Origin of the sequence: Streptomyces griseochromogenes (assembly GCF_001542625.1) — a bacterium.
Classification (GTDB): Bacteria; Actinomycetota; Actinomycetes; order Streptomycetales; family Streptomycetaceae; genus Streptomyces; species Streptomyces griseochromogenes.
Window position 1 is genome coordinate 5,183,569 of sequence record NZ_CP016279.1, and the last position, 25,102, is coordinate 5,208,670.

Here is a 25,102-nt window from a genome sequence, read left to right on the forward strand (position 1 = left end):
TCCGGAGAATCTGTCCTGTAAGTGGTGTGTGGCGAATGGGGGAGAGGAGTAATTTTCGTGTCTATGGCTCAAGGGGTGATACGTGGGATCGGGCTATCGTCAGACGCGATAAACGGGATATCTGTCCAGTCGGGCCCGCCCGCGGCGCGTGCGGTATCTGGTCGCCGGTTGATTGCCGGGAGGGCCGCATACTCATTTCGATGCCGTCCTGCTCTCTGATGCTGGTCCTTTGGAGGGGGCACGCCCCGACAACGGTTCTTGGAGGTCAGGAAGGGATGTCCGGGTGGCCAGTCTCCGTATCCGGAGGAGTTTCGGAGGGACGCCGTCGCGTTGTAACGAGCCGCCGGTGGCAAGCGCACGTACGCGGCGGTGGCCGCGGAGTTCGGGATCACTGGTGAGACGCTGCCGACGTGGGTCCGCAAGGGCGCTGTCCAGCACCTGTGCGAGCAGAGTTTCCCGGCGCTGAGGCAGTGGTCAGGATGTCGAGGCATCGTCTTGTGCCGCGGATCAACGGTCATGAGCCTGGTGCGGTTGGTCTTGGAATCCGTCGTCACGTTCGTGGAGCAACTTTGCTCCGGCTGGCACCTGGTGTGCCCGACAGCCTTGGCCGGCAGCGCTCGCGTCTGGTCTTCTGGCCGCGATCGGTGCGTGGCGTAGCTGGCCGTATGCGGATGTTGTGTGAGGCGTCGGGCTGGTTGGCGAGTGCGGGGGATGAGCCGAGATCTGATAGTCGCTCAATTGCCACAGGTGCTGGCCGGCGAGTCCCTCGGCGGGCGCCGTTATCCCGGCTGCCTGCGCCTGCACGTGCTGGGGAACGTCCGTATGACCGCAATCGTGCGCTGGCACCAGGAACGCGAAACCCTCTCGCCGGACGTCCGGGACTGGGGCGCTGCGGGATCCCGGTGATCTGGAACGGCCAGGGGCGCCGGGAGTGCTGGGATGTCATCGGGCGCCTGTCCATGTGGCCTGAGTCTTCCATGGACGTGGCAGTCGTCGGCCGTCTGCGTGTGTGTCCCGCCTGTATGAGTGTCTACAAGGGCGTGGCCCGGCTCGATGGGTAACTCCAAGCAGAGCTCCCCGTGCGGCTGTTGGGTTGGTGGAGGGGTGAGCAGTACCTGCAGGCGAAGGCCGTCATCTGCGTGCCTCTGGGTGAACTTCCTTTCGTGGCAGGGCTTCTGCGACGCGCCAAGGCCCCTGTCCCCGCGGGTCCTTCGGACATGCCTCCGGATGCTGCGGTCGCAGTCCCACAGCATCGCGGATGGGCAAGGTGGATATCGCTCGCCCAGCGTCGTCGCTGGGATAAGGACTCCCACGGAGTTCTCTGACGGGCCACCGGCCAGCACGCCCAAGACCTTAGGGCGCCCACAGAAGGGCTCGCCCCGGCATCGGCGGGTTCGCTGGACTGGATCACGCTCAGCTCGACGTTGCGGCCGGTGGGGATGGTGATGGTCCGGTGATCCATGAGTTCGGTGCCTTGCTATGACGGTGGGCGGGGAAGTGGGCACTGGCGGGGCCGCCGGCCTTGGCCTTCTCCGGCTCTGGCGGGTGTGCGGCCGGAGAAGCCGCCACCTGGCAGAAAGACCTGCCAGTAGGTTCATCGACGCCGCTGGCAGGGCCCGGGCAGCGTCCCCGGGCCCTGTGCCGACAGGCCCCTTTCTGCCCCGCCGCTGCTGCACGAGGTGAGCGGCGGTGCCAGCGGGCCGTCACGGCTGTTCGTTGCTGGGTGAGCCGGTCGGCCATTGCACCGGCCTTGGGCCCGTCGGCCGGGCTGCGGGCGTCGATGGAACGCGCATCCCACTGCCTGCGATGCCATAGTTGGCACTATGGCGATGAACGCCGCGGACGGCCTTGGTGTGCTGGCGCCCGTGGGCCGCGAGGACGAGGTACGCACGGTCGTTCAGGCCGCCCGGCGGGCCGCGGCGGGGCAGGGCGGGGTCGTCCTGGTCACGGGCGAGGCCGGCATCGGCAAGACCACACTGGTCCAGGCCGTGCTGGCGCAGCTGCGGGGGCTGGACATGCAGGTGTACAGCGGTACCGCGGACGTGGGGGAGGCCCGCTGGCCGTTCAGCGCGATCAGTGATTGTCTTCAGGTGCACCGCCGCAGCCCGGATCCTCGCCGGGCGCGCCTGGCTGGGCAGATCCACCCCGAACCGGGCAGTCAGCCGGGGGCCGCCGGAGACGACGTCGCGCTGGTCCAGCAGGTCATCGCGCTGGTAGAAGAGGCCTGTGAACAGGGCTCGCTTGCGTTGGTGCTCGATGATGCGCAGTGGGCGGATCCGCAGAGCGTGATGTGTCTGCAGCGTATCGGGCGGCTGGCCCGGCAGCTGCCGCTGCTGATGCTGGGGGCGATCCGCTCCGGGCCGGGCACACCCCAGCTCGACGTCCTGCTTGAAAGCTGGCATAAGCGTGGCGCCACCCTCATCGCCCTGGAGCCGTTGGAGGAGCCGCAGGTGGAGGAGCTGCTGGCGAATCTGGCCGGGGCTTCGGCCGGCCCGGGCCTGCGCCGCCTGGCCGCCGACGCCGCCGGCAACCCCTTCTACCTCACCGCGCTGGTCGAGGCCCTGACCGCCGCCAAGGCGCTGTCGGTGGACGGCAGCCAGGCAGAGACCACCCTGGCCAGCGGCCCGCACTCCCTGCACGAGGCGATCACGCAGCGGCTCAGGTTTCTTCCCGGCCAGGTGGTGGAGGCTTTGCGGGCCGCGGCGCTGCTCGGCAGCCGGTTCTCGGTCAGCGAGCTGGCCGCCGCGACCGGCACACCCCCGCACGAGCTGGTGGCCTGTCTGGAACAGGCCGAGCAGGCCGGGGTTTTGACCGAGGCCCACGATCAGCTGGCCTTCCGGCACGACCTGGTCCGCCAGGCGCTGGAGGAGACGATGAGTGTCTCGGCCCGCCAGGCGATGCACACCCGGCTCGGTCTGGCGCTGGCCGCGGCCGGGTACCCGGCCGAGCGGGTCGCCGACCAGCTGCGGCGCTCGCCGACCGCGCCCGGCCACGCCGGGCTGGACTGGCTGGACGGCGCCGCCGGCCATCTGGTCGTCCGCAACCGCGACACCGCGCTGGAGCTGTTCGAGCGGATTCTGCCCACCACCGACCCGGCCGATGCGCGGGTGCAGCGCCTGAATGTCTTGTGGGCCGAGACCCTGTTCGCCCAGGGCCGCACCGACCAGTGCCACAAGGTCGCCGGCTGGGCTTTGGGCCACTGCCAGGACCCCGGGCTGCGCACCCGCCTGCGGTGGACCCTGGCCCGCCACGCCGCCGCCGATGAGGAGCTAGCCAAGGCAGGGGTCGGCCTGCGCCTGGCCGAGCAGGCCGCCGACCACCCCGACACCACCCCCGCGCAGCGGCTGCAGTTCCTGACGTTCCGCGCGCTGCTCCTCTGCCGCGAGCTGGGCGAATTCGAGCAGGCCGCACAGCTGGCCGAGCAGGTGCGCTGCCAGGCCGCCGAGCTCGGCGAGCAAACCGTCCTGTTGCAAGCCTCGGAAGCCCTCGCTCTGACCGAACTGTGCAGGAACCGGCCCAGCAGCGTGCTGGCGCTGCTGGAGCAGATACCGCACGGCTGGCGTTTCGCCGACACCTTCCGGGCTGGCGCCCTGGTGGAGCTGGGCCGGCTGCCAGAAGCGGTCGCAGCCGTGCGCCAGCGGTCTGTCTGGCTGGCTGAACCCGAATGCGCGGGTGACGTGCTCTGGCGGCACTTGGCTGCGGCGTACGTACAGTTCGTCGGCGGCTGGTGGGACGACGCTCGCGCCGAGGTCGAGGCGGGCCAAGAACTGCCCGAGCACGCAGACGCGCACCGGGGGCTGCACGGTGTGGGAGCGCTGATCGCGCTGCACCGCGACAATGCAGCCGCCGGGACCTACCTGGAGTCCGCTCCCGTCCGCGATCCTTATCGCCCCGCCGATAGGTTCACCGGCTCCCTGGCCCGCTGGGCACACGCGGTCCATGCCCAGTACCACGGCTGCACCGAGCGGGCACTTCAGCTGTTCGAGCATCTGTGCCACAACGATGCCCGCAGCCTCTGGCCGCTGTGGCTGGCAGGCCCGGCCCCCGAAGCCGTCCGCCTGGCCCTTGAGGCCGGGGAGCGCGATCGCGCCCTGAGCATCCAGGCGCTGGTGCTGGAACAGGCCGGACAGACGGAGCCAGGCCTGCTCGAAGCCACCGTGCTCGCCTGCCAGGGCCTGCTGGAACAGGACGTAGACGCACTGCGCGCCGCCGCCGGCCACTGTGAGGCACTCAGCCGGCCCTGGGACCAGGCGCGCTGCCTCGAGGACGCTGCCGCCGTCCTGACCCGACGTGGCCACCGCGACGACGCCTGCCGACAGCTGCGCCACGCCGCCACCGGCTACCAGCAGCTCGAGGCCGCCTGGGACCTGGCCCGCGTCAACGCCGCGCTGCGCACCCTCGGGGTCCGGCAGGGGGTACGCGGCCCGCGCGGCCGGCCCAGCCACGGATGGGAGGCGCTGACCGCGACCGAACGCAAGGTCGCCGACCTTATCGCCCAGGGCCTGTCCAACCCCCACATCGCCGAACGCCTGTTCATCTCCCGGCGCACCGTGCAGACCCACGTCTCCCACATCCTGGCCAAACTCGGCATGAACTCCCGCGTCGAAGTCGCCGCCCTCGCCGCCCAGCACACCGGCCAGTAGCCGTACCCCGGCGCGGACGCCACAGAGTTGGCCCCACCCGGGCGCCCCTCAGCCGCACGGGCCGCACCTCGTGCCGGGAACAAGGCCCGCCGGTCCCCGCAGGTGCGCCGTACGCGCTGCTCACCGTGCCCGTGCGGGTGGCCCGGAACCGGGCAGGGCTGGCATGCCACCCCGCAAGGCGCGGCCTGCTTGCTGCGTCCGCGACCGCCCTGGCAGGCCACACTGCAGGGCCTGGGGAGGCCGGACGGGTGGATGCCACCCAAGCCGCCCGGGTGTTATCGGCAACGATTGCACGGACGGCCTAGGTGTGGGGATTGCCCTGTCGGCTGCTGCGGGGAGGGTGAGTTTGTACGCCAGGTGGCGGATGTTGTTCCGGGCCGGGACGGCGATGGTGGATGCCAGGTCGGGCTGCGTAAGGCGGCCAGGAGCCGGCCGGTCTTCCGGCCGGGCGCGTGGTCGTCCGGCAGCTTCCTTCACCGAGACGATAGGCAGGCATCGGATATGTATCCGTGGATTGTCACCATCCCCACCATTCGTACGGTCGCCGCCGGGACGACGGTGTGTGGCAGCCAGACCTTGGTCGTCCATGCGGACCGGCACTGGCAGGCCCGCGATCTGGCGCTGTCCGCGGCCGCCACCGACCAGGCTGCACGCCGTCGGCGCGGGGCCCTGCTGGATACCGCCGGTGTCGACGTCGCCCGCTGGCGCGGCGACGGCTTCTCGCAGCTGGTCTGCTGACCGGGCCGCCTGCGGTGCGGCGTACAGCCTGGGGCAGCAGCGGGCGCAGCAGCCATGCGCGAGCCGCGCCGGTGCCGCGTGGAGTGTGCCGGGCCCCGGGTGCAGCACACCCTGGGCGGTGTACCGGGTGCACCCGGTGGGTGGTGTGCCGGGTGCCAGCGTGTATCTGTGCCAGGTGGCGATGTTTTGCTCCGCGGCGGTGGAGAGGATGGGAGGCGGAGCCAACCCCACCGCAGCGGCCCGCAGAGTGCGGCACCCGTGTGAAGAGCCATTGTGGGGTCACTGCGGAGATGCCATTACTGAGCCAGTATCAGTTCCCGCATACGAGAACCCTAACCTGCAGTGAGTGGGAATTTCTTGGTGGTGTCTGATGACATCGGACGGTGACATCACGTGGCATTGCTGCTGGACAGATTGATGGCACTTCCTATGCGGTGCCGCTGCCCTGAGCCCTCAGCTAGGGGCGAATGAGTTGGTGAAGCTGGCACTGGTCCCTTGCCCGGTCGGCTTCGAAGCTTACGGTGAGGCCGTAGTCGGCCAGGGGATGTATCGGATGTCCATGCCGTCGCCGCGCCAGAGGGAGCCTGCTGCCCGGATGGGGCGACGGGGACCTCGTGCGTCGCAGTAGTCCGCCGTTCGACTACGACACTCCTGCCGCGGGACGGCCGCTCTTGACGCTGCTCGCGACCGAAGTCCGATGCCGCTGTGCTCACCGCCATAGTACGGTGGCGGCCGCTTGGCGTCATCTTGGAGCCTCCAGTTCCGGTACCACAGCCCGCACCAGCGTGGTCTTGCCGATGCCGGCTTCACCCGTGACCAGGACCACGCCACCGCGCCCTGCTGAAGCCCGACGCGCGATCTGCACCAGCACACGGATGTCGCCGACCGGCGGAAACCGCGACGACGTCACCCAGCTCCTGCCCCTGCTCGACAAGGTCCCCGCGTTGCCGACGCCGTCGGCCGGCCCAGACGCCGACCGGATGCGCTCCTCGCAGACCGCGGCTACGACCACGACAAGTACCGCCGACTGGTGTGGCGGCGCGGTATCCGCCCGGTCATCGCCGAAAGGGGCGAACCCCACGGCTCCGGCCTCGGCGTCTTCCGCTGGGTGGTCGAGCGCACGATCACCTGGCTGCACGGATTCCGCCGCCTGCGGATCCGCTGGGAACGACGCGACGACATCCACGAAGCCTTCCTCGGCCTCGCCACCTGCCTGATCACCCACCGACACGTCCGACGCCTTTGTTAGGACCTCTGAAGGGCGAATCGCTCGCTGGGGGGGTGCCCCTATGACTTTGGTCAAGGGGTGATCGGGGTTGGGGGTTGGTAGAAGGTGCCGTCGCGGAGCATGGCGAAGAGCACGTCGGCCCGACGTCTGGCGAGGCAGAGGAGGGCTTGGGTGTGGTGCTTTCCCTGGGCGATCTTCTTGTCGTAGTAGGTGCGGGAGGTCGGGTCGGCCAGGGCAGCGAAGGCGGAGAGGAAGAAAGCCCGCTTGAGCTGCTTGTTTCCCCGGCGGGAGGGCTGTTCGCCGCGGATCGAGGAGCCCGAGCTTCTCGTTGCCGGGGCGAGGCCGGCGTAGGCGGCCAAGTGGGCGGCGGACGGGAAGTTGGTGCCGTCGCCGACGTCGATGAGGATGCGGGCTCCGGTCCTGATGCCGATGCCGGGCATGGACATCAGGACCTGGGAAAGAGGGTGGGCCTCCAGGAGTTCCTCGATCCGGTGAGCGAGGAGTTTGCGCTGGTCGAGGACTGCTTGGAGCGAGTCGGCCAGGCTGGGGACGATCAGCGCGGCTGCGTCCGTGCCCGGGACGATGACCGTCTGTTCGTCGAGTGCGGTGAAGACCTCGTCGATCAGCCGTTCCGTCATCCTGGGAGCCTTGGGGCGGATCAGGGTGATCAGCCTTCGGCGTCCGGCCTTGCGGATCTGGGCTGGGGAGCCGAACTGGCTGAGCAGTTTCAGCACGGCGGGGTGCTGCATGCGCGGGCCCAGGACGCGTTCGAGGTGAGGGTGGACCTGGGTGAACAGGCCGCGGAGCCGGTTGGACAGTCGGGTGGCTTCGGCGGCGAGGTCGTCGTCGAAGCCGACGATCATCTCCAGCTCGGCGACGGTGGCGTCGTCCAGGTCGAGCGAGCGCAAGGTGTGCGGCATGGCGCGGGCTGCGTCCGCGATGATGAATGCGTCGCGGGCGTCGGTCTTGGCCTCGCCGGGGTAGAGGTCGGCTATCCGCCGCATCGTGAGGCCGGGCAGATAGGCGACCTGGCAGCCCATGTCGCGGGCGACGGCCAGCGGCAGGGCCCCGATCGTGGCCGGCTGGTCGACGACCACGAGGACGGTGCCGTGCTTGGCCTGCAGTTTCGCGAAGACCTCACGGAGTTTGGGCTCGCTGTTGGGCAGCCGCTTGTCGAAGGCTTTCTTGCCGGCCGGGGTGACGGCGGTGGCGTGGTGTTCGCCCTTGCCCACGTCCAGGCCGAGGTAGACGTCGATGTCGCGGGTGTCGATCACGTGCAGTGTCCTCCGGTCGTACTCGTCCGGCCCTGCCACGGCACTGATCGCCACATCCACATTACGAAGAGCCTCCCGACCTGGGGAAAGGCCGGTGGTCATGCCCCTAATCAGCGGTCTGTCAGTGCCTCCGGAGCTGGTGACACCACCCCCCAGGCCATGCACTCGACAAGGGGAGGCAGTCATGCCAACTCCGAAGGCCGGTAACCCCGTTGCGGGGCCACGAAGACGGTAATGGGGGGGGCGGCTCTGTGGTCCCGGCGCGAGGGGAGGGCTACTTCGTGTGCTGGGCGGCGAGGGCGGCGACTTCGACGCGGGAGTTCATGCCGAGTTTGGCCAGGATGTGGGAGACGTGGGTCTGCACGGTGCGCCGGGAGATGAACAGGCGTTCGGCGATGTGGGGGTTGGACAGGCCCTGGGCGATAAGGTCGGCGACCTTGCGTTCGGTCGCGGTCAGCGCCTCCCATCCGTGGCTGGGCCGGCCGCGCGGGCCGCGTACCCCCTGCCGGACCCCGAGGGTGCGCAGCGCGGCGTTGACGCGGGCCAGGTCCCAGGCGGCCTCGAGCTGCTGGTAGCCGGTGGCGGCCTGGCGCAGCTGTCGGCAGGCGTCGTCGCGGTGGCCACGTCGGGTCAGGACGGCGGCAGCGTCCTCGAGGCAGCGCGCCTGGGTGAGGGGTCGGTGAAGCGCTTCGCACAGGCCGGCGGCGGTGTGCAGGGCGTCGGCGTCCTGTTCCAGCAGGCCCTGGCAGGCGAGCACGGCGGGCTCGAGCAGGCCGGGCTCTGCCTGCTTGGCCTGTTCCAGTACCAGGGCCTGGATATCCAGAGCACGATCGTGTTCCCCGACGTCGAGGGCCAGGCGGACGGCTTCGGGGGCCGGGATGGCTAGCCACAGTGCCGTGTTGTCGGGGGCGTCGTGGCGGCACAGCTGTTCGAACAGCTCAAGCGCCTGCCGCGTGCGGCCGCAGTGCTGGGCGTGGACCGCGTGCGCCCAGCGGAGCATGGAGCCGGTGAACGCATCAGCGGTGACGTAGGGATCGCGCAGGGGGGAAAAGTCCAGGTGCGCTTCTGCGGTGGCCGGGTCGTCGCGGTGCAGCGAGATCAGCGCTCCCACACCGTGCAGACCCCGGTGGGCGCCAGCGTAGTCGGGCAGTTCCTGGCCCGCCTCGACCTCGGCACGGGCGTCGTCCCACCAGCCGCCGACGAACTGCACGTAGGCCGCATACAGGTGCCGCCAGAGCATGTCGGCTGCGGATTCGGGTTCGGCCGGCCAGGCGGACGACTGGCGCGCGGCGGCGACCGCTTCTGGCAGCCTGCCCAGTTCCAGCAGGGCGTGGGCCCGATAGGTGTCGGCGACGCGCACGCGCCGGCCGTGCGGTATCTCCTCCAGCAGTGCCAGCGCGCTGCTGGGCTGGTTCCTGCACAGTTCAATCAGGGCGAGGGTTGCCAGGGCTTGTGACAGGGCGGTTTGCTCGCCGAGCTCGGCGGCCTGGCCGCGCACCTGCTCCGCCAGCTGCGCGGCACGCGCGTGCTCGCCCAGGTCGTTACAGAGGCACAGCGCGCGGATCGCCAGGAATCGCAGGCGCTCGGCAGGGGTGGCGTCGGGGTGGTCGGCGGCCTGCTGGGCCAGGCGCAGGACGGTCGGCTCGCCGCGCACCTCTTCGTCAGCGTTGGCGTGGCGGAGGAGGGTCCAGCGCAGGCGGGTGCGCAGCGCGGGGTCCTGGCAACGCTCCAGGGACCAGGTGGCGACCTTGTGACACTGGTCGGCGCGGCCCTGGGCGAGCAGGGTCTCGGCCCACAGCACATAAAGACGCTGCACCCGCGCATCGGCCGGGTCGGTGGTGGGCAGAATCCGCTCGAACAGCTCCAGCGCGGTCTTGCGGTTGCGGGCGGCCAGATGGCCGGCGGCGCCGTCCAGCCAGTCCAGCCCGGCGTGGCCGGGCGCGGTCGGCGAGCGCCGCAGCTGGTCGGCGACCCGCTCGGCCGGGTACCCGGCACCGGCCAGTGCCAGACCGAGCCGGGTGTGCATCGCCTGGCGGGCCGAGACGCTCATCGTCTGCTCCAGCGCCTGGCGGACCAGGTCGTGCCGGAAGGCCAGCTGATCGTGGGCCTCGGTCAAAACCCCGGCCTGCTCGGCCTGTTCCAGACAGGCCACCAGCTCGTGCGGGGGTGTGCCGGTCGCGGCGGCCAGCTCGCTGACCGAGAACCGGCTGCCGAGCAGGGCGGCTGCCCGCAGAGCCTCCACCACCTGGCCGGGAAGGAACCTGAGCCGCTGGGTGATGACCTCGTGCAGGGAGTGCGGGCCGCCGGTATGCGTGGTTTCCGCCTGACTGCCGTCCACCGACAGCGCCTTGGCGGCGGTCAGGGCCTCGACCAGCGCGGTGAGGTAGAAAGGGTTGCCGGCGGCGTCGGCGGCCAGGCGGCGCAGGTGCGGGCCGGCCGAAGCCCCGGCCAGGTTTGTCAGGAGCTCCTCCACCTGCGGCTGCTCCAACGGACCCAGGGCGATGATGATGGCGCCTCGCTGCTGCCAGGTCGCCATCAGGTGCTGCAGCTGGGGGGTGCTCGGCCCGGAGCGGATCGCCACCATAACCAGCAGCGGCAGCTGCCGGGCCAGCCGCCCGATACGCTGCAGACACATCACGCTCTGCGGATCCGCCCACTGCGCATCATCGAGCACCAGCGCGAGCGGGGACTGTTCACAGTCGTCCTCCACCAGCGCGATCACCTGCTGGACCAGCCCGATGTCATCGCCGGGTGCCGGCTGCCCCGTGCCGTCTATCTCGGGGTGGATCTGAACCGCAAGGCGTGCACGCTCGGGGTCGGGGCTGCGGCGGTACACCTGAAGACAGTCACTGATCGCACTGAACGGCCAGCGGGCCTCCAGCATGTCCGCGGTGCCGCTGTACACCTGCATCTGTAGGCTCCGCAGACGTGCCAGCACGGCGTGGACCAGCGTGGTCTTGCCGATACCGGCCTCGCCCGTGACGAAGACGACGCCGCCCTGCCCGGCCACAGCCCGGCGAGCAGCCTGAACGACCGTGCACACCTCGTCCTCACGGCCCACCGGCGCTGACGCACCAGGACCGCCTGCGACGCTCGTCCTCATACACCGGAGTATCCCATCACAGACAGCGTGACGCGCTGCCTGCGACGGCGCAGCACAGGCCGGCACACGGGGCCGGGCCGCGGGCGACCGGCGGCCACAGAGCAAGTGCACCGCCGTCGCGCTGTTGGCCACGTTCTGCGGCAGCAACACGACGGGACGGTGGGGGCTGACCGGGAGAAGGCAGGCCCGGCACAGCGGCACAGCGCCTCTGGCCGCCGTCCGGGCCTGCGCCGCTGCTGCCACCAGTGACGCGGTGCGCCACCGGCGCGCCGCAGCGCTGGACACCACCCGCGTCGACGTCACCCCCTGGCACAGCGACGGCTTCGCCCGGCTGGTGAGGTGATCTCCGTGCCGTCTTCGCTGCGTGTATCCCTGCCCTCGAGGGCGTCTAGTCAGTGCTGCGGCGCACCACTTTGGCCAACTGCGCGTTCAGCGCCCCACAGGACGTGATCACCGCTGTCCGGTGGGGCTTACGCCAGCTACAGCACCGCCACGACGTCCTTGACGGCTGCTTCACCGGAACTGGCCTCGTCCCCACTCCACGATGACGACCTCACGCATTCAAGGTCAGTGAACCTCTTTCATCCTGAGTGTTGGCAGGTCAAGAGGGTGTGCACGGCTGCCACGGTCCTGCCAATGCGTGGCTTTGTTCACGAGTTGGAGGTTCTGGCACACATCTCCACCCGCTGCCCACGCCGATCACCGATCCGGCTCGCATCGTCGGCCTCGACGTACGAAGACATGACAAGCTCGGCGGCGTCCTCCACGAGTACCGACATGCCGCTTGACCCGCGCGGACGAGATTTCCGGCAAGGGCAGGGTTGGTCTCCCCGTCCTTCGTGCCACCCCCGCGCATTCGACGGCTCCGTGACCTCACCCGGCAACGCACCAGCCTGGTCCGAGAGCGTTCCCGCGCGCTGAACCGGCTGGAGAAGGTGCTCGAGGACGCGGGCATCAAGACCTCGCTCGTGCTGGCCAAGACGCTGAGTATGTCTTCCTGCGCCATGATCGAAGCACTCATCGCCGGTGAGCGTGACCCGGTAGTGCCGGCCGATGTGGCCGTCGGGAAGGCGCGCTCGAAGATGACGGATCTCCACGAGGCCCTGACCGGCCGCTTCGAAGACCACCATGTCTTCTTGACGTCCCAGGCCTTGGATCACATCGATTCCATCGACGCGCAGATCGCTGCGTTCGATCGGCGCATTGATGCCGAGACCGCGCCCTTACGCCGGCAGTGCGATCTCCTGGTCACCATTCCCGGCGTCTCAACCCGCCTTGCACAGGCCGTGATCGCCGAGACGGGCGCCGACATGACACGCTTCTCCACCGCGGCCGCTCTGGCAAGCTGGAGTGGCGTGGTTCCTGGGAACGGTGTGTGAGTGGGCTGGAGTTGTTGGGGTGTCACGGCGCATGGCGGGGTCTGGTTGGAGGGTGTCCTCGGTGATGTGGCCGCTGCTGTGGTGTGTGCCAAGGGTGTCTGTCTCGATGCTCGGGGTAATCGGCTGTGCCCTCGTGCGGCCATTTTCGAGTCGGATCTCTTGGGTGGCATGTCATGGGTGGGAACCGGGAAGCTGTCGTGAACCTGGCGGTTCACGGAAGCGCTGTGTGGCGGGGCGCGTGGAGCTGGCCTGATTGATCCCGTTACCGGGGCTGCAGAGCATGGACGTGTCGTGGTTCTTTGGCCTCGGGGTGGGCGGGCGTGTGACGGTGGAACTCTTTGTGGCTGTATATGTCTTCGCCCCGCCGGGGGGATGTCGGGCGGGATGAAGTGTTTCGCGGCCCGGTGAGCCTCGGCTCAACTGGCTACGGAACGACAACGGCCTTGGCGGCATAACGCTCGTCGATTTCCACGGCGGTGATGTCGGTCTGGTCTCCGGAGGTCAGGTGTCCGGTCGCCGACGAGGTGTGATGCCCATCTCCCTGACGGAACCGTTCATGTTGACATCGTCAGAGCCCACGTGCACGGCCGTCACCCTGTCCTGGAAATGCGCGACGCGGAGCACGGAGTCCGCCTGTATCGGGCTGCCGGTCTCGGCAGTGTGGGGACCTCGATTCCCGGGGGCTTCGCGGCTGCCTGCGCCGGTGCGGCCGCGGCGATCGCCGCGGCGCCCACGAGTCCGGTGGCGGCGACCGACAGGTTGACGATGTGCATGCGCCTGGACAGGATTTCTCTCTTTGTTCGGTTTGATCGGGAATCAGTCCTGAATCACGGTCCACCTGGGATTCGGGCGCTTCTTTGACGCCCGCTGGCTGTCTCAATTTTGACAAGCATCGGGCGGTGTCATCGTGTGAACAGGGCGTCCGTTGTCGCCCGTAGATACGAGAGCGCGCCAATTTGTTGCGTCGCTCGCTGTTTGTTCGGACTCGTGGTGGTCTCTGTATGGCTGAACTGAGCGGGTGATCGCAGCAGAGAAGTTGGGTCGGGGTGTGGTCTCGTCGGTGCTCGTTGCTCTGCATTGGGAATGTTTCGGGAGTACTTGAGATGGTGTGGGTGGTGTGGTGGGGCCGGGGATGTTAGCCGATTGGTGGCAGTCGTGCCAATAGCCTGGCGATATTGATGCGTTGTGCTGGCGGCTTTGTTTAGCGTCCGGCAGTATGAGCTACCGAATCATCTTCCTTGCACTTGGTTCCCGCGGTGACACTCAGCCTTATCTGGCGGTCGGCCGGGTGCTCAAGGAGCGTGGACACCGGGTGGGCATCGCCACCGGGCGGTGCTACGCGGAACTGGTGCGTCAGTCCGGGCTGGACCACATACCGATTGATGTGGACGTGGAGCAGGTCCTGAAGAGCGAAGACGGACAGCAGTGGCTCGGCGCGGAACGCAACCCGCTGCGTCTGGCCCGGCGGCTGGAGCCGTTGGCGGCGTCCTATGTCGACGAAGTCGTCGCCGGTGCGGCGGGGGAGTGCGTGGCGGCCGACGCGGTGGTGTGCTCTCTGCTCGGGATGATGTTCCGGCCTGCGATCGTGCCGCCGTCCACCCCGTTCGCCTATGGCGGGCTCCAGCCGACATATCCGACCCGGGCCTTCCCCACCATTCAGCTCTCCCAGCGGCGTTCACTTGGCGGCTGGGGCAACCGGTGGAGTCATAGCGCGGTGGAGAGCGTGATGTGGCTCTGTGTCCGTGCGGCTCTGGCCCGGCGGGCTGCTGCCGGGCCGCGGCCGCCGTTGCGCGCGCCCTCCGCGCAGCTGAGGCGCGCCGGGCACCCGCTGTTGTGTGGGTTCAGCCCGTCCGTCGTTCCGCGGCCTGTTGACTGGCCGTCTTTCGTGCATGTCACGGGGTACTGGTTCACCGGGACGCCTGCCTCGTGGACGCCGCCACCGGACCTGGAGGAGTTCCTGGCCGTGGGGCCGCCGCCGGTCTTCGTGGGCTTCGGCAGCATGGTTTTGAAGGATCAGCGGGGTACCGGAGAGGTGGTACGGGACGCTCTGCGCCGGGCGGGACTGCGTGGCGTGCTGCTCGGTGACCCCGACGCCGAGCCTTCGGACGACGAGTTCCATGTCATCGGCGGGGCCCCGCACCAGTGGCTCTTCCCTCGCATGGCCGCAGTGGTCCACCACGGTGGTGCGGGCACCGTCGCGGCGGCTCTGCGTGCCGGCGTGCCCCAGGTCACGACCCCGTTCTTCTTCGACCAGCCCTTTTGGGGAGAGCGCCTGCACGCGCTGGGTGTCGGCACATCGCCCCGGTCGATCCTGCAGTTGTCGGCCGAGAATCTGGCCGAGGCGGTGGGCCGTGCGGCCGATGTCGACGGACCCATGCGGGAACGGGCCCGTGCCCTTCAGGAGCGGGTGGCCGCTGAACGCGGCGCGGAGCGTGCGGCCGATGTGCTGGAGGGGTGGTTGACGGGCCTGCGGCGCTGACGGTGGAGTGGGCGCCGCCCATCGGCGCACGGGCCGGTCACGGACCTGGTCGGGCGGTGCCTAACCGCCCGCGCTGATGGCGAGTACTCTGCGTAGTTCATGGCGTCCTGAGATGCCCAACTTGCGGTATGCGGCGGACAGATGGAATTCTACGCACCGCACGGTGATGTCCAGTTGTACGGCGATCTGTCTGTTGCTCAGGTGCTGTGCGGCGAGTTCGGCGACGCGTCGCTGTTGGCGGGTCAATGGGCCCCAGGGTGCGTCCGAGCCGGATGGCGGGTTGATCCCTGCCAGCTCTTTGGCCGCGCGGACGGCCAGTGGTCCGGCGCCGCATCGCTGGGCCAGGGTCTCGGCCGTCACCAGGTGCTCGCGGGCCTCGTTCAATTGTCCTTGGCCGCGGCACGCCACGCCCAGGGCGTACTGCGCGTGTGCCAGCTCCAGACGTGCTGGCGACTCCCGTAGGACGGCCACCGCGTCGGTCAGCTGCTTGGTCGCCTCCGGGCCGGTGCTCGCCCGTCCCAGGGCTGCCCGTGCGGTTCCCGCTGCGCGGGGCGTTCCCCAGCGCAGTGCGGCGGCCAGCTCCTGCTCGGCCAGCTCGCGTGCCCGGCGGCGGTCACCGAGGGCGAGACAGGAAGACGCGGCCTGCGATCGCCATGGCAGCACGGCCGGGTTGTCCATGCCCCACTCCGTGAGGCTGTATCCACATTCGAGGAGGTCCCTCAGGGCGCCTTCGTGATCACCGAGAGCCATGTGGATGCGACCGCGTGCGAAGAGGACCCAGTTGTAGTGCACCTGGTCGGGAAGTTCTCCCAACAGGCCGCGCTGTGCCAGAAGTTCGTTGGCCTCCTCGGTGCCTCCCTGCTCGACGAGCGTCTCGGCCGTTCGTGCCAGGCACCATATGCTCTCGCGGGTCGGGTTCCCCGCGCTCCAGGCGTCGAGGAGGCTGTATGCCGTACGGAAGCGGTTCAGCGCGGTGTCAAGGTTCCCGGACATCCGCAAGGCGACGCCGCGCAGGAGCATCACGGCGGCCCGGTCGCAGTGGGACCCCTTGCCCACGGCGTTCGTCTCCAGCTGGCGCAGGGCCGCGTCGGCGTTCCCGAGTGCGTCGGCGTACAGCAGGGACAGCAGGGCGAGGTGGTACGGGCTCTGGGCCATTCCCGGGCGCGGGTCGCGCAGTGATTCCGTGGCGTGCCGTACGACGTTCGGGCGGTCCAGGCCACGCCAACTGTGGTGATGGGCGAGGTAGGCCAGCCGGGCCCGGCGCAGACGAGGGTCCTGCGGCGTATCGGCGAACAGGGTCACGGACCGGGCGGCGGCGCCGGAGACGGTGCCGAGCCGGCCGAGCGCTCCCTGGTAGGCCAGGCCGCCCAGGTGCCAGGCGGTGTCAGGGTCCGCCTCGGCCACCCATGCGGCGACCTGGTCCGCGACGGTGGTCGCTTCCTCGTCGGACTCGGCCGAGAGCAGCGCGGGCACCAGGATGAGCGCGGTGTGGGCTGCTTCGTCGGCGTCCGGTGCGTTCTCCAGGGCGGCCCGCAGCGTGGCGATTCCCGCGCAGTGGTCGAAGGCCAGTTCGGCGGTGCCGAGTTCGCGGAGCACGGCCGCGCGCTGAGCCGGTGTCGCGCGGGCTGTCAGGGCCCGGCGCAGCAGGGGCACGGCCCGCTCCGGCTGACCGCGTCCCATCGCCTGTCGGGCGGCGGATCGCAGCGTGGTCGCGGCCCAGCCGATCCGGACGACGTCGGCGCGCAGCAGATGCGCGGCCACCGTCTCGTCGGGCTCGCCCGCCTCGTGGAGCAGTTCGGCGGCGCGGGTGTGCCAGGCGATGCGCGCGCCCATGGGTACGGCGTCGAGGACGGCGGCACGCAGGACATGGTGCCGGAAGCGCAGCGGGGGCGTCTGGTCCATCAGCCCGAGCAGGATGAGGCGGTCGAGCCTGGCGGAGGCGTCATCGAGGTCGAGCCGGGCCAGGGCCGCCGCGCGGCCGAAGTCGGCGTCGTCGCCGAGGACCGCGATCGCCTGCGCCAGGGTCGTCGAGGCGGGATGGCGGCTGAGCCGGGCACCGAGCCACTCGTCGATGTCGGCCGGTGCGGGGGTGAGTCCGTCCCGGGTGGCGGCGTCGGGGGCCTGGGGGCCCGCGGTCCGGGAGAGGAAGGCGGCCGTGTCCGGTGAGGAGCGGCCCGGCGCGGGGATGCGGTGCGCCGTGGCCGTCAACTCCCGCAGGGACGCGTCCATGACGGCCGGTTCCGTCTCCTCATGTGCCAGCACGAGGACCACCGGCTTGCCGTGGACGCGCCGCATCGCGTGGGCCAGGTAGCGCAGTGACGCGGTGTCGCACAGGTCAGCGTCGTCGAGGGCCAGCAGTACGGGTTCGTGTGCCGCCAGACGTGCCAGCAACTGGTCGAACACGGGGAACATCTCGTCGGCCGGCCGTTCCTTCATGACCGTACGGGCCTGGGAGGCCGCCCAGGGGCCGCCGGGTGCCAGCAACTCGTCAAGCATCTGGTGCAGGACGCCGAAGGCGCGGTCCCGAATCGGTGGGCGGCCTCGCCCGGTCCCCACCCGGTATCCGATGTCGGCGGCGATGTCGATGGCCGCGTCGAACGGCCTCGTCCTGGCGACGCCCGGTTCTGTGCCGACGGTGATCACCGACGGCTCCGAGAGGAGCGCTCGCACCAGATGGCCGCGCAGTTCCTCGAATTCGCCCCGCAGTCCGAGGATTCCGGGTGCCGGCCTGCGGCCCACTGGTCCTCCTTCGGTTCTGCCTGTCACCCGCACCCGTTTGGCCGGGAACGCGTGGGGGTCCGCTGCCCGCCACTGGACCCCCACGCGCTCATGCGGCCGGCGCGGGCTGCGCGGCGCGCATCAACGCACGCACGTTTGCGGTGAGGGCAGCCCGGCGCCGGTTCTCGACCTCCAAAAAGGCCGAGAGCACCACCTCGGTGAAGCCGCCGGCTCGTGGCTTCACCGAGGTCAGATGGGCGACGGCACGCACGCGTGCCCCGGCCGGTACGGGGCTGTGGAACCGCAGCTTGTCGACTCCGGAGTTGAGCATCAGTTCCACGCCGTCGATCCGGACGATCTGGTTCAGCAGCGAGGGCAGCAGGGACACGGTCAGAAAGCCGTGGGCTATGGCCCCGCCGAACGGACCGGTGCGGGCTCGCTCGGCATCGACGTGAATCCACTGATGGTCGCCGGTGGCCTCGGCGAACTGGTCGATCCGCCGCTGGTCGATGCGACACCATGGGCTCTCGCCCAGCCGGTCACCGACGGCCAGCGCCAGGTCGGCGGGGGTGTTGAACACGCGCATCACGCAGGCTCCTTCACCGCTGCCGGGGCATTGCCGGGCCCGTCCTGGGAGGACGGCGCACCGATCGCGTGCGCCCCACCGTCGACGTGCAGCACTTCCCCCGTCACCGCGGGCAGCCAGCCCGACAGCAGCGCGCACACCACCCGGCCGACGGGTTCGGCGTCGCCGACATCCCAGCCGAGAGGCGCCAGCCGGGGCCACAGCTGCTCCGAAGCCGCGAAACCCTCGATGGACTTGGCGGCCATCGTCCTCAGCGGCCCGGCGGCCACCAGGTTCACCCGTACTCCCTGGGGGCCCAGCTCCCGGGCGAGGTAGCGGCAGCAGCTCTCCAGAGCGGCCTTGGCGACGCCCATCCAGTCGTAGCCCGGCCAGGCCCGGTCGGCGTCGAAGTCCAGTCCCACCAACGACCCGTGCTCGGACGCGGCCAGCAGCGGACCGAAGACCCGGCCGAAGGCGGCGAACGAGTAGGTGGACACATGGAACGCGGTGGCGACGTCCTCCCACGCGGCGGTGAGGAACCCTCCGCCGAGCGCGGAGGCTGGTGCGAAGGCGGCCGCGTGGACCACCCCGTCGAGCCGGCCCCAGCGCCGCCGGAGGTCCTCGGCGACCCGTTCGAGGTGCTCCGGCTTCGTCACATCCATCTCAAGGACGTCACAAGGGGCCGGCAGCCGCTCCGCCACCGCGCGCGTGATCCCCAGCCCGCGGCCGAACCCGGTGAGCACGACCTCGGCTCCCTGCTCCTGGGCGATCCGGGCGATGCGGTATGCGATCGAACTTTCCGTGAGCACCCCGGTGACGAGCAGTCTCTTGTTCTGCAACAACAACTGTCCATGCCTTCCTGTGCGAGAGGTGAACTGCCGCCGTTTCACACGGCGTTGAAGACGAGCACCGCGTTGAGCCCGCCGAAACCGAAGGAGTTGCTGATCGCGGTGCGTACGGGCATGGTGCGGGGCGCCTTCGTGACGATGTCCAACTGGACCTGTGGGTCGGGGCTGTCGAGGTTCGCCGTCGGCGGTACGACGTTGTGCCGGACCGACAGGACCGTGCAGACCGCCTCGATGGCACCCGCCGCGCCGAGGGTGTGACCGAGGGCGCCCTTGACCGAGGTCACCACGGGCCGGTCGCCGAAGATCCGCCGGATCACCTGGGCTTCGGCGGCGTCGTTGAGCGGTGTCGACGTGCCGTGCGCGTTGATGTGATCCACCTGCTGCGGCGGGATTCCGGCGTCGGCCAGCGCCATCCGCACCGCTTGTTCCACTCCGGCCCCGTCGGCCCGGGGCGCCGTGGGGTGGTAGGCGTCCGCGGATGCCCCGTAACCGCTGAGCAGGGCCAGTGGCTGGGCTCCGCGGGCGCGGGCGTCGGCGGCCCGTTCCAGCACCAGCATCCCCGCCCCCTCGGCGGCCACGAAGCCGTCGCGGCCGTCGTCGAACGGCCGGGACGCGGCGGCCGGGTCGTCGCCCCGCTTCGACAGCGCACCCAGCTGATGGAAGCCGGCGATGATCGTCGGACTGATCGCCGACTCGGTGCCGCCGGTCACAACCACGTCACACACGCCGGATCGCAGCAGGTCGCGAGCCGTTCCGATGGCGGTCGCGCCGGAGGCGCACGCGGTCACCGTGGTGATGTTCGGTCCGGTGGCCCCGCAGTCGATGGAGAGGAAGCCGCCCAGCGAACTCTGCCCCATCTGCGGGATCAGCACGGGGGACACCTTCCCCGCCCCTTCGGAGTCCAGCGTGCTGCGCGCCTCCTCGAACAGCTTGGTCCCGCCGAGCGCGTTGCCGACGACGATGCCCACCCGACTGCCGTCCCAGCTCTTCGGATCGAGGCCGGCGTCGGCGAGCGCCTCGCGGGCGGCCACCAGCCCCAGGTGCACGAAGCGGTCCTGCCGCCACGCGATCCGTCGGCCCAGCAGCTGGTCGGCGTCGAATCCCGGCACACGGCAGCTGAAGTCGACGGGAAGGCCCGCCAGTTCGGGATCAGCCGAAGCGGCGGTGGATTCGCCCCGCAGGATCAGTTCCCAGCTGGGCCACACTCCTACGCCCCCCGGCGTGACCAGGCCGACGCCGGTCACCGCGACGTCGCACCGCGTGTGTCGGTACGACATCAGACCTCCCCGCCCTTCTCCTCGATCACCCGGGCCAGGTCGGCGACGGTGTCCTCCGAGGACACGTCGTCCTCGGAGACCTGAACGCCGTACTCCTTCTCCGCGACTAGGCCGAACTCGACCATGGCCAGCGAGTCCAGATCGAGGCTCCGCAGCTTCGCCTCGGGGCGGATCTCCTCGGTGGGGATGCCGAATCGCTCCGAGAGCAGGGCGGTCATGTGGTCGAACAGGGCGCTCATGGGGACTCCTCAATCGTGTTGATCGTGCGGTGGTGAAAGGAAAGGTGTTGATGAGGACGGCTCATGACGGCCGGTCAGTAAACCGGCGCGCAGTCGGGCCACTGCAGTACGGTGGAACCCCAGGTCAGCCCGCCGCCGAAGGCGCTCAGCAGTACCCGGTGGCCCGGCCGGATGAAGCCGTCCGCCACCGCGTCGGCCAGTGCCAGCGGGACCGAGCCCGCAGCCGTGTTGCCGACCCGGTCGATATTGCGCACCAGCCGTCTCTCGTCCAGTTCGAGACGGGCCGCGACCGAGGCGAGGATCCGCGCGTTGGCCTGATGGGCCACGAAGCGGTCCACGTCCTCGATCCGCCAGCCGGATTGCTCCAGCACACGCTGGGAGGACTCGGCCATCCGGAGCACGGCCTGACGGAAGACCGCTTTGCCGTCCATCCGGAAGTAGTGGTCCGCTTCGGCCGTCGGTCCTTTGCTGGAGCGTTGGCGCGACCCTCCGGCCGCCACCGCGACCAGGTCGGCCAGATCACCGTCGCTGCCGAGGTCGAACGGTCCGATCGCGCCGGGTTCCTGCGGGGCACCTGCGCGCAGCACCACGGCGCCCGCCCCATCGCCGAAGATCGCGGTGGTGGTGCGGTCCTGGGGGTCGAGGATCGTGGTGAAGGCATCGGCTCCGATCACCAGGACCCGCCGGGCAATCCCGGAGCTGATCAGCCCGGTGCCCGCAGCCAGCGCGTAGACGAACCCGGTACAGACCGCCGCGACGTCGAAGGCCGCGATACCGGTCAGCCCCAGGCGGCTGGCCACCTCCGGAGCGGTCGCCGGGCATGGGCGGTCCGGTGTGGTAGTGGCCAGGACGAGCGCGTCGGCATCGGGTCGCCCGGACGACCGCAGCGCGCGTTGTCCTGCCCGGACAGCCAGCTCCGACGTGGACACGCCGGGATTCACCACATGGCGCCGGCTGATGCCGGTCCGGGTCCGGATCCATTCGTCGGAGGTGTCCAGACGCCGGGCCAGCTCCTCGTTGGTCACGGCTCGGGGCGGAACCCATGAGCCGATCCCGCATACGACGGCGGCGGGCGCCTTCATGAGGCGTGCTCGATCGCCGCCGGGTGCAGCCGGCCACCGAAGTAGAGCAACGGCCGGCCCATGCCGTCGGCTACCGCCGTGACACCGGCCAGGACCAGTTCGTGGTCGCCGGCCCGGATCCGCCGCCGCGCCCGGCACCACAGCCATCCCACCGCGCCGGCCAGCACAGGAGTGCCGTCCACGCCGGATTTCCAGGACACTTGGTCGAACTGGCGCGCTCCGGGCTGGCGACGCCGGTCGGCGAAGTGCCGTGCCAGCGCTGTCTGTTCACTGGAGAGAACATTGACGGCGAACCTGCCACGCGGGCCGATCAGGTCCAGCAGCACGCTCTCCCGCTTCAGGCACACCGAGACCAGGGGCGGAGCCTGGGAGACGAAGGTGAACGAGGTCACCGTCGCCCCGTGCGCGGACACCCCCTGGCCGGTGGTCACCACCGAGACCCCGGTGGCGAACTGCCGTACCACCTTCCACAAGCGGTCCGGATCAGGCGCGGACTCTGGTGCCGGGGCTGCCTGTAGAGGCCCGGCGGGCGAGGCCATCACCGGCCTTCCGCCACGACGCGCACGCCCTCACCCGGCGCCGCCAGGTCGGTCAGCGCCTCGCCGCCGACGACGACGGTGACCTCTCCGAAGAGAGCGGCCAGTACGGAGCAGATCGACCGCTTGATCACCCGCTCGGCGGGCGGGTCCATGATCCCGGCCAGGCTGTCGATGCCGAAGTCGTAGGTGGCCTCGAAGGTGATCTCGCAGCCCGCCTCGACCCCGTCGAGCTGCCAGGTGCCCTCGAGCCGCTCGAAGTCGCCGTCGATCTGATCGAACACCACCCGTCGCTGGACAGGGTCGATCACATCGCGCTCGGACCACTTCATGATCCCTCGCCGGAAGTTGACCTCCCACTCGCTGACCCGCGGCTGCCCGGGTTCCGGTGCGGGGTGGACGCGCACCGACCGCACGTCCTCGGCCAGAGTCGAGTACTCGGTGAAGTCGACGAGTCTTTCGAATGCCTTGTCCGGGTCGTCGGCGGGCACCGTGGTCCGCAGGTGAATGGTCCTCATCGGGTTCTCCTCGCTCTGGTCCGGTCGGGTCGTCAGGTGAGTACGGCGTGCGCGGCCTGCTCGAACGCCGACAGCAGCACGCTCACGTCGTGGTCGGTGAGCACGGCCGGCGGAGTCAGGCGCAGCACGCGGGAGGTGTTGAGGGAGTGGTTGGCGATCACACCGGCCGAGAGCAGCTCGATCAGCAGATCGGCGGCCAGGCCCGGCACGGTGAACTCGATGCCGATCAGCAGCCCCAGGCCGCGGACCTCGCGTACGCGGTCGCCCAGGACCGAGCGGGCGATGCGTGCCAGCTCCGGGCGGATCGTCTCCCCGAGGTTGCGGGCCCGCTCCACCAGGCCGTCGTCGCCGATGGCTTCGATCGAGGCGCGTGCGGCGGCGGCCGCCAGCGGGCTGCCGGAGAAGGTGGAGGTGTGGATGAAGGGGTCCCGGTCGAAGGCGGCGAACGCCTCCCGCGTGGCCACGGCCGCCGACACCGGTACGATCCCGCCGCTGAGGCCCTTGCCCACCAGCAGCACATCGGGGACGATGCCGTCGCGGTCCGCGCCCCACCAGGATCCGAGCCGGCCGAGGCCGGTCTGCACCTCGTCCAGGACGAGGAACGCGCCGTACTGGTCGCACAGCCGCCGGACGTCGCGCAGATATCCCTCGGGAGGGACGATCACACCGCCCTCGCCCTGCACCGGTTCGACGATGACGCACGCCACCCCCTCGTACCGGGCCAGCTCACTCTCCAGCCGCTCGGCATCGCCGAAGGGCACATGGGACACCTCGGGCAGCAGCGGCCGGAACGGAGCCTGGAACACCTCGCGCGCGGTCACGCTCAGCGCTCCGAACGTCTTGCCGTGGTAGCCGCGCTCCATGGAGATCAGGTGGTACTTGCCGTGCGTACGGGCCATCTTCAGTGCCGCCTCGACGGCCTCGGCACCGGAGCAGGCGAAGTGCACCTTCTCCAGGCCGGCGGGGGCCGCCGAGGCGAGCGCCTCGGCGGCCCGTCCGACCTCCGGCTCCAGCAGCATCCGGGTGGACACCGGGTTCGTGGTGAGCTGCCGTTGGACCTCGCCGACCACATGGGGGTGCCGGGCACCGGTGATCAGGACGCCGTAGCCGCCGCAGTTGAGCAGATCGCGGCCGCTGCTGGTGCGCACCCAGGCACCGCAGGAGGCGATCTCCACCTCACTGCCTGCCATTTCGGCCACCGCGGCCCGGCCCCTGCTGAGGTGGCTGCGCCACCGCTCGCCGGTCCGTACCGGATCCTCGGGCCACTCCGGCCAGGTGGTGATGGTCATCAGTGCTGCGCTCCTCTCGTTCGGGACCCGGTGCGTCAGCCGACCAGCAGCGGCTGGCCGGCGAAGTAGCCCAGCAGGCCCTCGGCGGTGCTGGTACGGGACGGCGGGTGGAAGGCGATGGCCTGCGCGGCGGCGGCCAGATAGGCGACGTCGCAGGAGGAGACGTAAGCCATACCACCCAGCAGCTCCACGGCCTGGCCGACGGAGCGGACTACCGCGTCCTGCACGGCATACCGGGTGACCAGAGCCCGCGCCAGCGTGTCGTTGGCCGTGTCACCGCTGTCCACCCGCAGGGCCAGACCCTCGGTGAGAGCGGCGGCGGATTCGATCCGCACCGCGAGGGCGGCACGGTCGGAGACGCTGCCGCGGGACCGTTCCAGTACCTGGTGCACCAGCCTGCTGGCGATCCCCGTGTAGGCGGCGCAGATGATCATCTGGAACCAGATGAGACCGACGCCGTGCAACTCCAGCAGTTTCTCGATGACTTCCGGCTGTGGGACGAGGACCTCCTCCGCACCGACGAAGACGTCGTTCAGCCGCACCTCATGGCTCTGGGCTCCGGCCAGGGCGAAGGTCGACCAGAAGGGGTGGACCGTCAGCCCGTCGACGTCGGCCGCAAGCAGCGCCAGACCCAGGTCCGTCGAGCCGTCTGGAGCGGGCAGGGCGACACTGGCCGTCAGCAGATCCATGGAGTCGGCCAGGCTGCACGGCTTTTTCACCCCGTTGATCACGAATCCGCCGTCGACGGGGCGGGCCTGCATCGTCGGGGCCAGGATGCCCTGGCCGACCCGGCCCTCGGCGAAGCCGGAAGCCACGAGCATCCGCTGGCCGGCGATGCGCCGCAGCGCCGCTTCCAACGCGGGTGTGCCGGCGACCTCGGCCATGCCGAACAGGGAACCGACCGAGAAGTGGTGCATCATCGTCGCCACGGTCAGAGACGGCGCTACGGCGCCCAGCGCCCGCACCGCCCGGACCGCCTCCAGCGCCGTGGCACCGGTGCCGCCGTACGAGACCGGCACGACCAGATTCGGTCCGCCGTGGACGCGGAACAGGCTGATGGCGCCGCTCTGTTCGGACTCCAGCTCGCTCAGCGATGTGACTGCCAGGCTCTTGCGCAGGCCCGGCATCAGTGTGTCGCAGGTGTGGTTGTCGGCTTCCATGAACTGCACGGCTGACTCCTCGCTCC

Annotated in this window: 18 protein-coding genes and 2 pseudogenes; 8 read left to right on the forward strand and 12 right to left on the reverse strand. The window is 70.1% G+C overall.

The genetic code is table 11. The features are described from left to right. Window positions 1-258: 258 nt before the first annotated feature. From AVL59_RS56530 to AVL59_RS48830, 5 genes and pseudogenes are all read left to right on the forward strand, one after another. Window positions 259-423, forward strand: a pseudogene (locus AVL59_RS56530) (transposase); the annotation flags it as partial. Window positions 424-711: 288 nt separating this feature from the next. Next, on the forward strand, window positions 712-906 hold the full coding sequence (locus tag AVL59_RS52365) for a hypothetical protein (RefSeq protein WP_159400002.1): 195 nt from the start codon (window positions 712-714) through the stop codon (window positions 904-906). Between the two features lie 917 nt (window positions 907-1,823). Continuing rightward, window positions 1,824-4,643, forward strand: coding sequence for a helix-turn-helix transcriptional regulator (locus tag AVL59_RS55900; RefSeq protein ID WP_079146874.1), 2,820 nt, complete (start codon window positions 1,824-1,826; stop codon window positions 4,641-4,643). A 501-nt stretch (window positions 4,644-5,144) separates the two neighbouring features. Continuing rightward, on the forward strand, window positions 5,145-5,381 hold the full coding sequence (locus AVL59_RS50695) for a hypothetical protein (RefSeq protein WP_067307178.1): 237 nt from the start codon (window positions 5,145-5,147) through the stop codon (window positions 5,379-5,381). An 816-nt stretch (window positions 5,382-6,197) separates the two neighbouring features. Further along, window positions 6,198-6,630 (forward strand): annotated as a pseudogene (locus AVL59_RS48830) (transposase); the annotation flags it as partial. Window positions 6,631-6,680: 50 nt separating this feature from the next. On the opposite strand, the gene AVL59_RS22170 reads toward AVL59_RS48830, so the two are convergent. Both AVL59_RS22170 and AVL59_RS55905 read right to left on the reverse strand, forming a co-directional pair. Beyond that, a complete protein-coding gene (locus AVL59_RS22170) occupies window positions 6,681-7,883 on the reverse strand; it encodes an IS110 family RNA-guided transposase (RefSeq protein WP_443732255.1) in 1,203 nt (400 codons plus the stop codon). A gap of 274 nt (window positions 7,884-8,157) precedes the next feature. Then, a complete protein-coding gene (locus AVL59_RS55905; protein WP_079146876.1) occupies window positions 8,158-10,986 on the reverse strand; it encodes an ATP-binding protein in 2,829 nt (942 codons plus the stop codon). Window positions 10,987-11,110: 124 nt separating this feature from the next. On the opposite strand from AVL59_RS55905, the gene AVL59_RS52370 reads away from it, so the two are divergent. The 3 genes from AVL59_RS52370 (at window position 11,111) to AVL59_RS22185 (ending at window position 14,844) form a co-directional block, all read left to right on the forward strand. Continuing rightward, on the forward strand, window positions 11,111-11,329 hold the full coding sequence (locus tag AVL59_RS52370) for a hypothetical protein (protein WP_159400003.1): 219 nt from the start codon (window positions 11,111-11,113) through the stop codon (window positions 11,327-11,329). A gap of 592 nt (window positions 11,330-11,921) precedes the next feature. Beyond that, the gene (locus AVL59_RS22180) at window positions 11,922-12,365 is read left to right on the forward strand and encodes a transposase (RefSeq protein WP_067307189.1); all 444 of its coding nucleotides are present in this window, start codon (window positions 11,922-11,924) and stop codon (window positions 12,363-12,365) included. A 1,216-nt stretch (window positions 12,366-13,581) separates the two neighbouring features. Beyond that, on the forward strand, window positions 13,582-14,844 hold the full coding sequence (locus AVL59_RS22185) for a glycosyltransferase (protein WP_067307192.1): 1,263 nt from the start codon (window positions 13,582-13,584) through the stop codon (window positions 14,842-14,844). A 60-nt stretch (window positions 14,845-14,904) separates the two neighbouring features. Here the strand turns inward: AVL59_RS22185 and AVL59_RS22190 are convergent, their stop codons facing one another. From AVL59_RS22190 to AVL59_RS22235, 10 genes are all read right to left on the reverse strand, one after another. After that, window positions 14,905-17,583: a LuxR C-terminal-related transcriptional regulator gene (locus tag AVL59_RS22190; RefSeq protein ID WP_067307194.1), complete on the reverse strand. Its 2,679-nt coding sequence runs from the start codon at window positions 17,581-17,583 to the stop codon at window positions 14,905-14,907. Between the two features lie 88 nt (window positions 17,584-17,671). Further along, the gene (locus AVL59_RS22195; protein WP_067307197.1) at window positions 17,672-18,148 is read right to left on the reverse strand and encodes a MaoC family dehydratase; all 477 of its coding nucleotides are present in this window, start codon (window positions 18,146-18,148) and stop codon (window positions 17,672-17,674) included. Further along, window positions 18,148-18,969 (reverse strand): enoyl-ACP reductase FabI, encoded by an 822-nt coding sequence (gene fabI / locus AVL59_RS22200; RefSeq protein WP_237281608.1) that lies wholly within the window; start codon window positions 18,967-18,969, stop codon window positions 18,148-18,150. The genes AVL59_RS22195 and fabI overlap by 1 nt, the downstream gene beginning before the upstream one ends. A 44-nt stretch (window positions 18,970-19,013) precedes the next feature. Then, complete coding sequence (locus tag AVL59_RS22205) at window positions 19,014-20,252, reverse strand: beta-ketoacyl-[acyl-carrier-protein] synthase family protein (protein WP_208870426.1); 1,239 nt, start codon at window positions 20,250-20,252, stop codon at window positions 19,014-19,016. After that, entirely contained in the window at window positions 20,252-20,491 is a 240-nt protein-coding gene (locus AVL59_RS22210; RefSeq protein WP_067307203.1) for an acyl carrier protein, read from the reverse strand. Before AVL59_RS22210 ends, AVL59_RS22205 begins: the two co-directional genes overlap by 1 nt. A gap of 74 nt (window positions 20,492-20,565) precedes the next feature. After that, window positions 20,566-21,573, reverse strand: a complete 1,008-nt coding sequence (locus tag AVL59_RS22215) for a beta-ketoacyl-ACP synthase III (protein WP_067307205.1) — start codon at window positions 21,571-21,573, stop codon at window positions 20,566-20,568. Further along, window positions 21,570-22,037: a flavin reductase family protein gene (locus AVL59_RS22220; protein WP_237281901.1), complete on the reverse strand. Its 468-nt coding sequence runs from the start codon at window positions 22,035-22,037 to the stop codon at window positions 21,570-21,572. The genes AVL59_RS22215 and AVL59_RS22220 overlap by 4 nt, the downstream gene beginning before the upstream one ends. A gap of 74 nt (window positions 22,038-22,111) precedes the next feature. Then, on the reverse strand, window positions 22,112-22,627 hold the full coding sequence (locus AVL59_RS22225; RefSeq protein WP_067307211.1) for a type II toxin-antitoxin system RatA family toxin: 516 nt from the start codon (window positions 22,625-22,627) through the stop codon (window positions 22,112-22,114). A 32-nt stretch (window positions 22,628-22,659) separates the two neighbouring features. Further along, entirely contained in the window at window positions 22,660-23,916 is a 1,257-nt protein-coding gene (locus AVL59_RS22230; protein ID WP_067307213.1) for an aspartate aminotransferase family protein, read from the reverse strand. A gap of 35 nt (window positions 23,917-23,951) precedes the next feature. Further along, window positions 23,952-25,076 carry an acyl-CoA dehydrogenase family protein gene (locus AVL59_RS22235; RefSeq protein WP_237281902.1) on the reverse strand — a complete coding sequence of 375 codons (1,125 nt, stop codon included), beginning with the start codon at window positions 25,074-25,076 and terminating at the stop codon, window positions 23,952-23,954. Window positions 25,077-25,102 lie beyond the last annotated feature (26 nt).

Bases quoted from the DNA above. Each gene is read 5' to 3' on its own strand.
- AVL59_RS22195 (WP_067307197.1), bottom strand. From the start codon at position 18,148: ATGCGCGTGTTCAACACCCCCGCCGACCTGGCGCTGGCCGTCGGTGAC.
- AVL59_RS22215 (WP_067307205.1), bottom strand. From the start codon at position 21,573: ATGAAGGCGCCCGCCGCCGTCGTATGCGGGATCGGCTCATGGGTTCCG.
- AVL59_RS22230 (WP_067307213.1), bottom strand. From the start codon at position 23,916: ATGACCATCACCACCTGGCCGGAGTGGCCCGAGGATCCGGTACGGACC.
- AVL59_RS22210 (WP_067307203.1), bottom strand. From the start codon at position 20,491: ATGAGCGCCCTGTTCGACCACATGACCGCCCTGCTCTCGGAGCGATTC.
- AVL59_RS55905 (WP_079146876.1), bottom strand. From the start codon at position 10,986: ATGAGGACGAGCGTCGCAGGCGGTCCTGGTGCGTCAGCGCCGGTGGGC.
- AVL59_RS52365 (WP_159400002.1), top strand. From the start codon at position 712: ATGAGCCGAGATCTGATAGTCGCTCAATTGCCACAGGTGCTGGCCGGC.
- AVL59_RS22235 (WP_237281902.1), bottom strand. From the start codon at position 25,076: ATGGAAGCCGACAACCACACCTGCGACACACTGATGCCGGGCCTGCGC.
- AVL59_RS22225 (WP_067307211.1), bottom strand. From the start codon at position 22,627: ATGAGGACCATTCACCTGCGGACCACGGTGCCCGCCGACGACCCGGAC.
- AVL59_RS50695 (WP_067307178.1), top strand. From the start codon at position 5,145: ATGTATCCGTGGATTGTCACCATCCCCACCATTCGTACGGTCGCCGCC.
- AVL59_RS22185 (WP_067307192.1), top strand. From the start codon at position 13,582: ATGAGCTACCGAATCATCTTCCTTGCACTTGGTTCCCGCGGTGACACT.
- AVL59_RS55900 (WP_079146874.1), top strand. From the start codon at position 1,824: ATGGCGATGAACGCCGCGGACGGCCTTGGTGTGCTGGCGCCCGTGGGC.
- AVL59_RS22205 (WP_208870426.1), bottom strand. From the start codon at position 20,252: ATGTCGTACCGACACACGCGGTGCGACGTCGCGGTGACCGGCGTCGGC.